Annotated in this window: 14 protein-coding genes; 7 read left to right on the top strand and 7 right to left on the bottom strand. The window is 52.8% G+C overall.

Annotation, left to right across the window (positions count from 1 at the left end; translation table 11 throughout):
- Positions 1–35: 35 nt before the first annotated feature.
- The 4 genes from JK198_RS07230 to fepB form a co-directional block, all read right to left on the bottom strand.
- Positions 36–842: an ATP-binding cassette domain-containing protein gene (locus JK198_RS07230; protein WP_212707638.1), complete on the bottom strand. Its 807-nt coding sequence runs from the start codon at positions 840–842 to the stop codon at positions 36–38.
- Complete coding sequence (gene fepG, locus JK198_RS07235; RefSeq protein ID WP_249213081.1) at positions 839–1,777, bottom strand: iron-enterobactin ABC transporter permease; 939 nt, start codon at positions 1,775–1,777, stop codon at positions 839–841. The genes JK198_RS07230 and fepG overlap by 4 nt, the downstream gene beginning before the upstream one ends.
- Before the next feature lie 44 nt (positions 1,778–1,821).
- Complete coding sequence (fepD, locus tag JK198_RS07240) at positions 1,822–2,814, bottom strand: Fe(3+)-siderophore ABC transporter permease (RefSeq protein WP_212707636.1); 993 nt, start codon at positions 2,812–2,814, stop codon at positions 1,822–1,824.
- Positions 2,815–2,914: 100 nt separating this feature from the next.
- Positions 2,915–3,841 carry a Fe2+-enterobactin ABC transporter substrate-binding protein gene (fepB, locus tag JK198_RS07245; protein WP_249213280.1) on the bottom strand — a complete coding sequence of 309 codons (927 nt, stop codon included), beginning with the start codon at positions 3,839–3,841 and terminating at the stop codon, positions 2,915–2,917.
- Positions 3,842–4,038: 197 nt separating this feature from the next.
- On the opposite strand from fepB, the gene JK198_RS07250 reads away from it, so the two are divergent.
- From JK198_RS07250 to JK198_RS07270, 5 genes are read left to right on the top strand one after another with little or no spacing between them, the layout of a single operon-like run.
- Positions 4,039–5,220 carry an isochorismate synthase gene (locus tag JK198_RS07250; protein ID WP_212707634.1) on the top strand — a complete coding sequence of 394 codons (1,182 nt, stop codon included), beginning with the start codon at positions 4,039–4,041 and terminating at the stop codon, positions 5,218–5,220.
- Between the two features lie 11 nt (positions 5,221–5,231).
- Complete coding sequence (locus JK198_RS07255; protein WP_212707633.1) at positions 5,232–6,830, top strand: (2,3-dihydroxybenzoyl)adenylate synthase; 1,599 nt, start codon at positions 5,232–5,234, stop codon at positions 6,828–6,830.
- Positions 6,831–6,859: 29 nt separating this feature from the next.
- Complete coding sequence (locus JK198_RS07260) at positions 6,860–7,711, top strand: isochorismatase (RefSeq protein ID WP_212707632.1); 852 nt, start codon at positions 6,860–6,862, stop codon at positions 7,709–7,711.
- Entirely contained in the window at positions 7,708–8,466 is a 759-nt protein-coding gene (dhbA, locus tag JK198_RS07265; RefSeq protein WP_212707631.1) for a 2,3-dihydro-2,3-dihydroxybenzoate dehydrogenase, read from the top strand. Before JK198_RS07260 ends, dhbA begins: the two co-directional genes overlap by 4 nt.
- A 4-nt stretch (positions 8,467–8,470) precedes the next feature.
- Positions 8,471–8,890: a hotdog fold thioesterase gene (locus tag JK198_RS07270; RefSeq protein WP_212707630.1), complete on the top strand. Its 420-nt coding sequence runs from the start codon at positions 8,471–8,473 to the stop codon at positions 8,888–8,890.
- Between the two features lie 63 nt (positions 8,891–8,953).
- Here the strand turns inward: JK198_RS07270 and cgtA are convergent, their stop codons facing one another.
- The 3 genes from cgtA to rplU form a co-directional block, all read right to left on the bottom strand.
- Entirely contained in the window at positions 8,954–10,132 is a 1,179-nt protein-coding gene (gene cgtA / locus JK198_RS07275) for an Obg family GTPase CgtA (RefSeq protein ID WP_212707629.1), read from the bottom strand.
- 271 nt (positions 10,133–10,403) lie between these two features.
- Positions 10,404–10,661: a 50S ribosomal protein L27 gene (gene rpmA / locus JK198_RS07280; protein ID WP_212707628.1), complete on the bottom strand. Its 258-nt coding sequence runs from the start codon at positions 10,659–10,661 to the stop codon at positions 10,404–10,406.
- A gap of 15 nt (positions 10,662–10,676) precedes the next feature.
- Positions 10,677–10,988, bottom strand: a complete 312-nt coding sequence (gene rplU / locus JK198_RS07285) for a 50S ribosomal protein L21 (protein ID WP_038016880.1) — start codon at positions 10,986–10,988, stop codon at positions 10,677–10,679.
- Positions 10,989–11,329: 341 nt separating this feature from the next.
- On the opposite strand from rplU, the gene ispB reads away from it, so the two are divergent.
- Positions 11,330–12,301, top strand: a complete 972-nt coding sequence (gene ispB, locus JK198_RS07290; protein ID WP_212707627.1) for an octaprenyl diphosphate synthase — start codon at positions 11,330–11,332, stop codon at positions 12,299–12,301.
- A gap of 322 nt (positions 12,302–12,623) precedes the next feature.
- Complete coding sequence (locus JK198_RS07295; protein WP_212707626.1) at positions 12,624–12,920, top strand: helix-turn-helix domain-containing protein; 297 nt, start codon at positions 12,624–12,626, stop codon at positions 12,918–12,920.
- Positions 12,921–12,984 lie beyond the last annotated feature (64 nt).

A 12,984-nucleotide genomic window follows, 5' to 3' on the forward strand; every position in this document is an offset into this window, starting at 1 on the left:
GACGAAGATTGTATCGTCCGGCATGGTACAGCAGGTTATACGGACGGTTGTTCTCTGCCCAGCGGTACAATCATCGGTGTCCCTGCTACCGGATCACTGATTATCATACATTTCAGCCCGTAAACCTGCTCAATCAGCGCCGGGGTCACAATATCGCAGGGTTTGCCTTCCGCAATAATCTGACCATCACGCATCGCAATCAGGTGCGTTGCATAACGACAGGCATGATTCAGTTCATGTAAGACCACTACCAGGGTGCGTCCGTGTTGCCGGTTAAGATCCCGGATTAATTCCATCAGTTCGATCTGATGGGTTATATCCAGCCAGGTGGTCGGTTCATCCAGCAACAGCAACGGTGTCTGCTGCGCCAGTACCATGGCGATCCACACCCGCTGCCGCTGTCCTCCCGACAGAGTATCCACCGTTTGTCCGGCCAGGTGACCGACCCGGGTAGCCTGCATTGCATCATCGACTGCACGGGTGTCTTCACCGCGCCAGCGGCCAAACAGATGCTGATGGGGATAACGCCCGCGGGAAACCAGTTCACGGACCGTAATTCCGGCCGGCGCATCCGGTGACTGGGGCAGCAACCCCAGCCGTCTGGCAACCTCTTTTGTCGGATAGCTGTTGATATCGGCACCGTTCAGCACAATATGGCCAGCAACCGGTGTCAGTAACCGGCTCATCGTCCGCAACAGGGTCGACTTACCACAGGCATTGGGGCCAATAATCACGGTCACTTCCCCCCGGGGGATAGCCACGGATAGATCGCGGGCAACAATCTTGTTATCGTAACCGAGTGTCAGATGCTGTCCCAGCAGCGGTGATTGTCTGTCAGTCATTTACGACGGGCCTCTCTGACCAGTAAACTCATTAAGTAAATCCCGCCCAGACTCACCGTGACCACTCCCACCGGCAGCTGATACGGAACAAACAGATGGCTGGCAATATAGTCTGCTGCCAGCAATAAAATCGCCCCACAGAAAGCACTGGCGGTCAGCCGGGAGTGTCCGTTACGGCATAAGCGGCTGGCAATTTGCGGGGCCACCAGCGCGATAAAAGAAACCGGACCAATCAGCGCCGTCGATACCGCGGTCAGTATGACTCCCGTCAGCATTAACAGCATCCTGCTGCGCTCAACCGGAACCCCCAGCGCAGCTGCCATATCATCCCCCATCTCCAGTAAACGCATACGTCTGGCCAGTAATCCGGTCGCGACACTGGCCAGTAACAGGATCAGGGCAACCGGTGGCAGGCTGTGCCAGCTGATGCCATTCAGTGAACCGGCACTCCATAATCCGGCGGATAATGCCGTATCCAGTGAAGCTGAAGTGATAAGCCAGCTATTCAGAGACATCAGTAAGGCACGGACACCAATGCCGACAATAATCAGCCGGAAAGTATCCACTCCCCGCCGCCAGGAGAATATATAGACCAAAACTGCCGTGATCAGTCCGCCAGCCAGCGCCGCCAGCGCCAGAACAGCAGGCTGTCCCGGTAAAAATACCATCACCAGCAAGACGGCCGAAAATGCGCCGGTGTTAAACCCCAGAACATCCGGACTGCCAAGCGGATTACGTAACAGTGACTGAAATATTGCACCGCTGAGAGCCAGTGCGGCACCGGTCAACAGTGCAGTCACTACCCGCGGTAATCGCCAGTCCATCACTATCATCGTAACAGCCCGTGGTGCACTGCCATTCAGTACTTGCCAAAGCTGGCTACTGCTCAGTACCAGAGTGCCGCGGCTCAGGGACAGCACACTGACAGCAATCATAACGGCCAGTAAACAGAGTAATACTGTCAGGGTCCGGCCAGCCATCAGAAACCTCCCGCGGGCTGACGACGGATCAGAAAGATCAATACCGGCGCGCCGATAAATGCTGTCACAATCGACACCCGCAGTTCTCCGGCAGCCATAAACCGCCCGGCGATATCGGCTGACAGCAACAGACAAGGTGTCAGTAACAGCGTGACCGGTAACAAACGGCGGTGATCGGCACCTGCCAGTAAGCGGCCCAGATGAGGCGCAATCAGGCCGACGAAGGCTATCGGCCCGGTCAGTGCCGTGGCTGAACCGGCCAGCAGAGCCACCGCCAGCAGACCACTCAGCTGGGTACCCAGCACCCGGGTGCCGAGAGTGGTTGCCATATCTCCCCCCATACTGAGATTATTCAGGGATTTACTAAGTAATAAGGCCAGTAATACAGCCACAACAATGGCCGGGGTAACAACGGCCAGAGAAGAGAACTGACGGATATCCAGCGAGCCACTGAGCCAGAAACGCAGATGATCATAGATATCAGGATTCATCAGTGAGAACCCGTTAGTGATGCCTTCCAGTACCGCTGCCAGGGCAACCCCGGCCAGAGTCAGCCGGACCGGATTAACACGGCCGCCAGCCGCCGCCCCTGTCAGGGCGACGATCAGTAAGGCAAACACTGCACCGCCAAAGGCAAAGCCAAGCCAGGCCTGCGGGGTATCAGCCCCGGTCAGGGCAATACCCAGAACAATGGCAAAAGACGCACCGGAGTTAATACCAAGCAGACCGGGGTCGGCCAGCGGGTTACGGGTCAGCGTTTGCATCAGTACCCCGGCCACCCCCAGCGAAATACCGGCGGCAATTCCGGCCAGAGTCCGGGGGAGTCTTGCAAAACGGATAATCGTACAGTCCTGAGAGCTACAGGGGCCTGACGATACCAGCGCCTGCCAGCTTTCCGTCACCGGGATCAGCTTCGCCCCGGCCATCAGACTCAGGGTGGTCAGCAAAATAAACAACAGTAACAGCAATATCAGCAAATACGGTTGGCGCATCACTCTCAGAACCTTCATCGCACTAAAATACTCGCTGCCCGCAGGAAATGAATATACCGTCAGCAACAGAGAAATACCGGCTGTCCCCGGTTACGGGGGCTTAATCTGCAAAGAGTTTTTGCAGGGTCGTCAGCAGATGGCTGGCACTATAATAATCCAGTCGGAAATTGTCAGCCCCCATCCCATAGACGTTTTTATTGCTGACCGCTTCTGTCTGTGAGAGAAACGGGTCACTGAGCACTGAAGGAACCGTGCTGTCAGTACTGGCGAATAACAGCCAGCTTTTACCGTCCAGCCCCGTGGCCAGGTTTTCCCCTGATAACTGAATAATATCTTTACGCTGCCCCATACTAACGTTACCGGTGACAGAGGATGGCGGTATCGCCAGGCTAAATCCAAGTTGTTCCAGCAGTTTTCCCTGGGCTGACTCACGGGTCCACAGATTGACTTCACGTCCGCCGCCATTCCACACCATGGCAGAGACTGGCTGTGGTGGCAGGCGTAACCCGGGTTTTAATGCTTTTTCCCGCTGATCAAATTCTGCAACTTTCTGTGCTGCCTGAGCCTCATGACCGGTCACCTGCCCCAGCACAGTCACCAGTTGCTGCCAGCTTTTATCGTCATAATTCACTACCAGCACAGGGGCAATCGCCGATAACTGGCTGACCATGCGCAGAGCACTGTCATTTCCTGTCGCACTGACCAGAATCAGATCCGGTGCTTCACTGGCAATACTTTCGATATTGGGCTCACCGATATATAAGGGTTTAACCTTCCGCTGCCGGGCAATATCTCCCCATTGGCGGAAAAAACCCTGAGCATCGGTAAAACGACTGCCCGGGGCCCCGGCACCACTCCCGACTACCGGAGCATCAATCGCCAGCAGTGATCCGGTCAGAGTCACGCTGGTGGAGACAATACGCTCAGGTGGCTGCTGAAGAGTGACTGTGCCGTTTTCAGCCTTGATTTGTCTCGGCCAGCCATCCATCGCGCTGACCTGTATGCTTAAAGGCAGTAAAAGCACCATTAACCATCTTCTGTAACCTGACCATACTGTTTTCATTGCTTAGCCCCGGGGTTGACTGATTGAGATTGTCGTATTTCCTGCGGATTTTCACCTGTAAAGGACGATTTCATTGACACATTATAAGGATCCGGTTAGGTTACACGAAATAATACAAATGATAATCATTATTAGATATTTTATCATTCCAGGACTCGATTATGGTAGAAAAGGAACAGGTTGAAAATCCCTGTTTTGAGGAATTTCCCTCCTTACAAGGCCGTTTTCTGTTTACCTCAGGCTGGAAAAGCCTGATTACCCGGGGTTGCTTCCGGCGTTTGTCTGGCCCGTTATCCGCCACCTCCTCCGCACCGTCTCTTATCGCACAACAGCTGGATACGGCGTTCAGGGATGCCCGGGCCGCCGGGATTACGCGACCGGTGGTTGTCGGGGCTATCCCCTTTGATACCCGCCAGCCTTCAGAATTGTATATTCCGCAACAAAGTACATTCTTCCATCGTCGACAGCTTAACGCTGTGACTGAGACCACGCCACGGGGCGGGATTGAAGCATTACCTGCCCGTCAGATACCGGAAAAAAGCGTATTTACAGCAATGGTCGCCTCAGCAGTCCGGGCCATGGCACGCGGTGAACTGGATAAAGTCGTTCTGTCACGGTTACTGACGACCCGCTGCCAGCAGCCACCGGATCTGCAGCTTCTGATGTCACAGATTGTGCAGCAAAACCCGGATAATTATCACTTCCATGTCCCCCTGTCTTCGGGCGCAGCGTTACTGGGTGCCAGTCCGGAATTGTTGCTCAGAAAAGCAGGCACTGACTTCTGGTCCTGCCCGCTGGCCGGGTCAGCACGCCGTTATCCGGAGGCTGCCGCAGATCAGCAGTCAGGCCAGACGCTGATGAATTCAGAAAAGGACCGCCATGAACACCGGCTGGTCACCGATGCGATGCGCAATACGCTGCAACCGGTAAGCGAGACACTGTCGGTACCCTCGGTACCGGAACTGGTGACCACCGGAACATTATGGCATCTGGCGACCCGGATCCACGGAACCGTCAGCCACCGGCAGCAAAATGCGCTTGAACTGGCGGCATTGCTGCACCCGACCCCAGCCCTGAGTGGTTTCCCCCATACTCAGGCACTGACATTAATCCGGCAGCTGGAACCTTTTGACCGCCAGTTATTTGGCGGGATGGTGGGCTGGTGCGATGACCAGGGAAATGGTGAATGGGCCGTCACTATCCGCTGTGCAACGGTAGACAAGCAGGACATCACCCTGTTTGCCGGGGCAGGCATTGTACCGGCTTCAGTGCCGGAGGCTGAATGGCAGGAAACCGGCGTTAAACTGACAACAATGCTGAAAGCTTTCGGGCTTGACCAATAAAGGTAACTCCCATGACTATCCCTTATACCCGCTGGCCCGACGCGCTGGCCAGCCGTTACCGCAGTAAAGGGTACTGGCTGGATCGGCCACTCAGTGATATCTCAGACCGCCAGCAGAATAATGATGCTATCGCCATCATTGATAATGACAGCCGCCTGAGCTACCGCCAGCTGGCACTTTACAGTTCGCGTCTGGCAGCAAAACTGCAACAGGCCGGACTCAGGAAAGGTGATACCGCTTTAGTACAGCTGGGTAATAACTGCGAGTTTTACCTGGTATTTTTTGCGCTCCTGAAACTGGGCGTGGCTCCGGTCAATGCCCTGTACAGCCATCAGCGCAGTGAATTACTGTCTTACGCCGAACAGATTTCCCCGGCACTGTTAATCGCTGACCGCCGGCATGGTCTGTTTGCTGATGACCAGTTTATACAACAGGTTCCGTCACTGAAAACCGTGGTCATGCACCATGCTCTCACCGGTGATAACTGTCTGACGGACTGGCTGACCACCCCCGGCGAGCATTTTGTTGCTGATCCCACTGCGGCAGATGAAGTCGCTTTTTTCCAGTTATCCGGCGGCAGTACCGGTACACCGAAACTGATCCCGCGTACCCATAATGACTACTACTACAGTATCCGTGCCAGCAACGATATCTGTGCCGTCGACGCGGATACCCGCTACCTGTGCGCCCTGCCCGCTGCACATAATTACCCGATGAGTTCTCCGGGCTGTCTGGGGGTATTTTATGCCGGTGGTTTCGTGGTAATGGCATCTGACCCCAGTGCCACACAATGCTTTCCGCTGATAGAGAAACATCAGATCACCATGACCGCGCTGGTTCCTCCGGCGGTCAGTCTGTGGCTGCAATCGATCAGTGATCAGGGAAATGCCCGGCAGCTTCGCTGTTTAAAAGTGTTACAGGTCGGCGGGGCGCGGCTCAGTGAATCTCTGGCACGACGGATAATTTCTGATATCGGCTGCCAGCTGCAACAGGTATTTGGCATGGCCGAAGGGCTGGTGAACTATACACGGCTCGACGATCCCGAAGAGGTTATTGTTTCGACCCAGGGACGACCAATGTCTGAAGATGACGAGGTGCGGGTGGCTGATGAGAACGGCAGGCTGTTACCGCCGGGGACTACCGGCCGCCTGCTGACACGCGGGCCTTATACATTCCGCGGCTATTTCAATAACCCGGCTCACAATGCGACCTGCTTTGATGCCGAAGGCTTTTACTGTTCCGGCGACCTGATTGAGATCACCGCAGAAGGAAACATCAAAGTTCAGGGACGGGAAAAAGATCAGATTAACCGCGGAGGTGAGAAGATCGCAGCCGAAGAGATAGAGAATCTGCTGCAACGTCACCCGGAGATTATTCATGCTGCTCTGGTATCAATGAATGATGAACTGATGGGAGAGAAAAGTTGCGCATTTATTGTCGCGACTCAACCGGTTAAACCGGCACATTTACGTCGTCATCTGCGTGAACAGGGTATCGCCGAATTTAAACTGCCTGACCGGATAGTACAGCAGGACACACTGCCCTTAACCCATGTCGGGAAAGTGGATAAAAAAGCCCTGCGTGAATGGCTGAACCAGCAGCCCAAATAACCCAATGACGACCGGACAATGGAGTTACCATGAGTATCCCTAAACTTGAATCCTATGCTCTGCCTGCCGCAGATGAACTTCCCGACAATAAAGTACAGTGGGTATTTGAACCCGCACGGGCAGCATTGTTAATCCATGATATGCAGAACTATTTCCTGAATTTCTGGGCCAGTGACAGCCCGTTAATTCATCAGGTAGTGGACAATATTGCCCGTTTACGTGCCCAATGCTATGCCCTCGGGATCCCGGTGTTTTATACCGCGCAACCAGATCAGCAAAGTGATGAAGATCGCGCGTTGCTGAATGATATGTGGGGACCCGGCTTAAACCGTCATCCTGAACAACAGCAAGTTACTGATGCACTGACCCCTGGCGAACACGACAAGGTGCTGACCAAATGGCGGTACAGCGCTTTCCACCGTGCAGATCTTGAACAGCAACTGAAAAATGCCGGGCGGGATCAGCTGATAATTACCGGGGTATATGCCCATATTGGCTGCCTGACGACAGCAACAGATGCCTTTATGCGTAATATAAAACCCTTTATGGTAGCCGATGCACTGGCGGACTTCAGCCGGGAAGAACATCTGATGGCGCTGAAATATACTGCCGGCCGCTGCGGAAAAGTGGTTACCTGTAATGAGCTTATTTTATTGCCGGAAAGTAAAGCCGCCTTACGGGCTATGGTGTTACCTTTACTTGAGGATGACGATCAGCCGGAAGATGATGAGAACCTGACAGACTACGGCCTGGACTCCGTGAGAGTTATGGCACTGGCTGCACGCTGGCGAATGGCACGCCCGGAGATTGATTTTGTGGCTCTGGCCAGAAATGCATCTATTGATGGCTGGTGGAGATTACTGGCAGGAGAACAGCAATGAGCCACTCACCGGAATTTCAGGGGAAACAGGTCTGGGTAACCGGTGCGGGCCAGGGGATTGGTTATCATACCGCGCTGGCTTTTCACCAGGCTGGTGCCACGGTGACGGCTTTTGATATTAAATTTGATCAGCACAACTACCCGTTTACCTGCCAGCTACTGAACGTCGCCGATCCGGTACAGGTCAGACAAACCTGCCAGGCATTACTTCATCAACAGCCACAACTGGATATATTGATCAACGCTGCCGGGATCCTGCGGACCGGTGCAACAGATGAGATTTCGTTTGAAAACTGGCAACAGTGTCTCAGCGTTAATGCCGGCGGCGCATTTAACCTGTTTCAGCAGACATTACCTGTATTCCGCAAACAACAGCGGGGCGCGATAGTCACAGTAGCCTCTAATTCTGCCCATGCGCCGCGGCTGGGGATGTCCGCTTATGGAGCATCTAAAGCGGCATTACGCAGTTTATGTCTGACGGTGGGTCTGGAAATGGCACCTTATGGCGTGCGCTGTAATATCGTCTCTCCGGGTTCAACTGACACAGAAATGCAGCGCAGTCTGTGGAAAACGCCACAGGCCGAGCAGCAGACTATTGATGGCTTTCCGGAGCAGTTTAAGCTGGGGATCCCATTGAAGAAGATCGCCCGGCCACAGGAAATAGCCGATACGATTCTGTTCCTGGCCTCCGATAAGGCCAGTCATGTGGTATTACAGGATATCGTCGTCGATGGCGGAGCCACCCTGGGGGCCTGAGAATATGTCACGGTTCTGGAAGCGGATAATGACTCCGGATGAACTGAACGCCCTCGGACAACAGTGTCTGGTCAGCCACTTAGGGATCGAGTTTACCGTTATCGGTGAACAGCATCTGGAAGCGACAATGCCTGTTGACCCGCGGACCCGGCAGCCATTCGGATTATTACATGGCGGGGCATCGGTGGTTCTGGCCGAGTCGATGGGCTCAGTGGCGGCTTATCTCGCCACCGAAGAAGGGAAAAGCGTCGTCGGTATTGAAGTCAATGCCAGCCACCATCGCGCCGTTTCACAAGGACTGGTGTATGCAAACTGTCATCCGCTGCATATTGGTGCACAGTTACAAGTCTGGCAGACCGAGATCCGTAACAGTAAAGGTAAGCTGTGCTGTACTGCCAGGCTGACAGTGTCGGTGTTAGGCTAAAGGTACAAAAAAGCCGGAGTCTTGCTCCGGCTATGACTGAAAAGGGGTTAAGATCCTTAAGGATCAACGCTGATAGATGATCTCCACACCTTCATCATCATCTTCGTCCCAGTCATCCCAATCGTCATCTTCTTCTTCTGCTGGCTGAGCATTATTTTCCAGCGTTTCACGGTGATAGTCGTCCCACATAAACTCGACTTTCTCCGGCTTCTGCTCTTCTTTCTCTGCTTCTTTCGGGTTCGCGTTAATAAAGCTCATCACGTCCCAGCACAGCGCATTCACGCCATCACGGCTGGCCGCAGAAATCAGATAATACTTATCATCCCAGCCCAGTGCTTCGGCAACGGCTTTAGCACGGCTTTCAGCTTCCTGTTTATCCAGCAGATCGGTTTTGTTAAATACCAGCCAGCGTGGCTTCTGGTATAACTTATCGCTATATTTTTCCAGCTCAGCCAGAATAATACGCGCGTTCTCTACCGGATCAGATTCATCGATCGGTGCCAGATCGATCAGGTGTAATAATACCCGGCAGCGTTCAAGGTGTTTAAGGAAACGGATCCCTAAACCGGCGCCGTCCGCAGCACCTTCGATCAGTCCCGGAATATCTGCCACGACAAAACTCTGCTCATGATCCATACGCACCACACCCAGGCTGGGAACCAGAGTGGTAAACGGATAGTCAGCGACTTTGGGTTTAGCCGCAGAAACGGCACGGATAAAGGTTGATTTACCGGCATTTGGCAGACCCAGCATACCGACATCTGCCAGTAGCATCAGCTCCAGTAACAAGTCACGCTTTTCGCCTTCGGTACCCATGGTTTTCTGACGCGGTGTACGGTTAACAGAAGATTTAAAGCGGGTGTTACCCAGGCCATGCCAGCCGCCTTTCGCGACCATCAGACGCTGTTCATGGCGAGTCATATCACCCATGGTTTCGCCTGTATCCTGGTCGATAATACGGGTACCGACCGGGACTTTAACAATGACATCTTTACCACGTTTGCCGGTACAGTCACGGCTCTGGCCATTCTGGCCACGTTCGGCGCGGAAGGCTTTTTCGAAGCGGTAATCAATCAGGGTATTCAGGTTTTCGTCAGCCAGCAGCCAGACATCACCGCCATCGCCACCGTCACCACCATCAGGACCGCCCCGCGGAATATATTTTTCGCGGCGGAAGCTGACACAGCCATTACCGCCATCGCCTGCGACCACCAGAATTGTCGCTTCATCAACAAACTTCATTTCTCTTCTCCGTCACTCTTTCGCCTGCACAGACAACGGTCCTGCAAACGGGCCCGCCAGGGTCGACTCTGCTGACCGGCGGCGGATAATACCGGCATGGATGCCAGTGATATCAGTATTCAGTATTTTATCTGTCCAGTGTACAGCATTCTGCTGAGGTACGCGGGGATTTAGTGTGGGTATGACAGCAGAATGTAAAAAGCCCCGCACAAGCTGCGGGGCTTTAATTCGTTAAGTCAGACAGTGATTATACTGTCAGGACCTTTCAACCTTACTCAGCAACGATGCTGACGTATTTACGGTTGTCCGGGCCTTTAACTTCGAATTTGATCTGACCAGTTGCAGTTGCAAACAGGGTGTGGTCACGACCACAACCTACGTTGTTGCCTGCATGGAATTTGGTTCCGCGCTGACGAACGATGATGCTGCCTGCCAGTACAGTTTCGCCGCCGAAGCGTTTAACGCCCAGACGTTTTGCGTTGGAATCGCGACCGTTACGTGTGGAGCCGCCAGCCTTTTTATGAGCCATTTGTCAAATCTCCTGTTAAGCGCTGATGCCAGTGATCTTCACATCAGTGAACCACTGACGGTGACCCTGCTGCTTACGATAGTGTTTACGGCGACGAAACTTAACAATTTTAATTTTCTCACCACGACCATGAGCCACGACTTCAGCTTTGATAACACCACCTGAAACCAGTGGAGCACCAATGGTAACTTCTTCGCCGTTGGCAATCATCAGAACCTGGTCAAACTCAATAGTTTCACCGGTTGCGATATCAAGCTTTTCCAGGCGAACGGTCTGACCTTCGCTAACTCGGTGTTGTTTGCCACCACTTTGGAAAACCGCGTACATATAAAACTCCGCTTCTGCGCTAGCCCTTATGATTAAATCAGGCGGCGCTATAAATATTCACAATAGGGCGCGAATTCTACGCAAATATCAGGCAGAAGACAAGTCTCCTTTGCAGGGTATTGCAGAAAAAAAACACAGGGCACAGCCGGGTGTTTCCTGTAACCAAATTTCCAGTACAATAGGCTTCATTCGTAGTTCACTGGCGTTTGTTGATCTTGCCGGGAGCTGCCGCTACTGCCGACAGAGAAATTTATTCAGATATACGCCGATACAAACTATCTGGACACTCCTGTTTAAACGGCCATATGATGGCTAAAACCGAGTCAAAACTGAACAGACGTATGAACTTAGAACAAATTACAGAAATCACCTCCGCTGATATGGCGGCCGTCAATCAGACCATTCTTGACCAGCTTGATTCCGATGTTGCGCTTATCAGCCAACTGGGCCATTACATCGTCAGCGGCGGCGGCAAACGTATTCGTCCGATGATTGCAGTGCTGTCAGCAAGAGCACTTAATTATCAGGGCGACCAGCATGTGCTGAACGCAGCACTGATTGAATTTATCCATACCGCTACCCTGCTGCACGATGATGTGGTGGACGAATCAGATATGCGCCGTGGTAAAGCGACTGCGAATGCGACTTTCGGTAATGCTGCCAGCGTACTGGTCGGCGATTTTATTTACACCCGTGCTTTTCAGATGATGACCAGCCTGGGATCGTTAAAGATCCTTGCACTGATGTCTGAAGCGGTGAATGTGATCTCCGAAGGCGAAGTTCTGCAGCTAATGAACTGTAACGATCCGGATATTACCGAAGAAAGCTATATGCGGGTGATTTACAGTAAAACGGCGCGCTTATTTGAAGCTGCGGCCCAGACGTCTGCAATTCTGGCTGATGCCACCGCCGGACAGGAACAGGCATTGCGCGATTACGGCCGTTATATTGGTACAGCCTTTCAGCTGATCGATGATTTACTCGACTACAGTACTGACAATATCGCCCTGGGTAAAAATGTCGGCGACGACCTGAGTGAAGGGAAACCTACCCTGCCATTATTACATGCGATGCAACATGGTACTCCTGAACAATCTGCCATGATCCGTCAGGCGATCGAGCAAGGTAATGGCCGGCATCTGTTAGATCAGGTACAGGAGGCCATGCAGCAATGTGGTTCCTTAAACTGGACCCGTCAGCGTGCTGAAGCCGAAGCCGATAAGGCGATTCGCGCATTACAGGTGCTGCCTGCCAGCCCGTGGCGCGAAGCGTTAGAATCTCTGGCACACATGTCAGTACAGCGCGATCACTGATCTCCCCCGACGGATCACTCTTTTCTGCAGCCGGATCCTTCTGTGTTATATCGCCGGATAACGATCCGGCGATAAGCCCATATTGCCTCCATCCTTTCTTACCCTGCTTTGCCTGTGATCCCTGACGCCTGATTTTCGGATGATTTCAGCGTTCTTTTCTTCATATTTGCGACCACCGTAGTAATTTAGCGCTTTTTAGATAATTTTTATGAAATAATTGGTCGTTTTTTGCTATATCTGTTGCCATAAACAATGTAATTTTATCGCGTTAAATGGTGTGATATCCCGGAGAGTATTACCGGCATCTGAAAAGGAGAATAAGATGAATACGCTGAAAAAGGATTGGCATACTGCCGATATTATTGCTGCCCTGAGAAAGAAAGGTACCTCTCTGGCCGCTGTCTCGCGAAATGCCGGACTCAGTTCTTCAACACTGGCTAATGCCTTATCCCGCCCATGGCCTAAAGGCGAATGGCTGATAGCCAAAGCAATTGACATCCATCCTGCCGAAATCTGGCCCAGCCGTTATTACCATCCGGTAACCCATGAATTACTGGACAGAGAAAAACTGATGCGTCGTCTGCCACGTAATCAGCAACCGCATCTCCCGCCAGCGTAATTTTCTGCGGCGATAAAAAAGGCCTGTGCATAAGCAACAGGCCTTGTAGCTGATGGTCCGGTAA

Source organism: Tatumella sp. JGM91 (genome assembly GCF_018257575.1).
In the GTDB taxonomy this organism is placed as follows: Bacteria; Pseudomonadota; Gammaproteobacteria; order Enterobacterales; family Enterobacteriaceae; genus Tatumella; species Tatumella punctata.

What these genes read in the sequence shown, in the direction of transcription:
- JK198_RS07230 (WP_212707638.1), bottom strand. Translation starts at nt 842, where the DNA reads ATGACTGACAGACAATCACCGCTGCTGGGACAGCATCTGACACTCGGT.
- fepG (WP_249213081.1), bottom strand. Translation starts at nt 1,777, where the DNA reads ATGATTGCTGTCAGTGTGCTGTCCCTGAGCCGCGGCACTCTGGTACTG.
- fepD (WP_212707636.1), bottom strand. Translation starts at nt 2,814, where the DNA reads ATGCGCCAACCGTATTTGCTGATATTGCTGTTACTGTTGTTTATTTTG.
- fepB (WP_249213280.1), bottom strand. Translation starts at nt 3,841, where the DNA reads ATGGTGCTTTTACTGCCTTTAAGCATACAGGTCAGCGCGATGGATGGC.
- JK198_RS07250 (WP_212707634.1), top strand. Translation starts at nt 4,039, where the DNA reads ATGGTAGAAAAGGAACAGGTTGAAAATCCCTGTTTTGAGGAATTTCCC.
- JK198_RS07255 (WP_212707633.1), top strand. Translation starts at nt 5,232, where the DNA reads ATGACTATCCCTTATACCCGCTGGCCCGACGCGCTGGCCAGCCGTTAC.
- JK198_RS07260 (WP_212707632.1), top strand. Translation starts at nt 6,860, where the DNA reads ATGAGTATCCCTAAACTTGAATCCTATGCTCTGCCTGCCGCAGATGAA.
- dhbA (WP_212707631.1), top strand. Translation starts at nt 7,708, where the DNA reads ATGAGCCACTCACCGGAATTTCAGGGGAAACAGGTCTGGGTAACCGGT.
- JK198_RS07270 (WP_212707630.1), top strand. Translation starts at nt 8,471, where the DNA reads ATGTCACGGTTCTGGAAGCGGATAATGACTCCGGATGAACTGAACGCC.
- cgtA (WP_212707629.1), bottom strand. Translation starts at nt 10,132, where the DNA reads ATGAAGTTTGTTGATGAAGCGACAATTCTGGTGGTCGCAGGCGATGGC.
- rpmA (WP_212707628.1), bottom strand. Translation starts at nt 10,661, where the DNA reads ATGGCTCATAAAAAGGCTGGCGGCTCCACACGTAACGGTCGCGATTCC.
- rplU (WP_038016880.1), bottom strand. Translation starts at nt 10,988, where the DNA reads ATGTACGCGGTTTTCCAAAGTGGTGGCAAACAACACCGAGTTAGCGAA.
- ispB (WP_212707627.1), top strand. Translation starts at nt 11,330, where the DNA reads ATGAACTTAGAACAAATTACAGAAATCACCTCCGCTGATATGGCGGCC.
- JK198_RS07295 (WP_212707626.1), top strand. Translation starts at nt 12,624, where the DNA reads ATGAATACGCTGAAAAAGGATTGGCATACTGCCGATATTATTGCTGCC.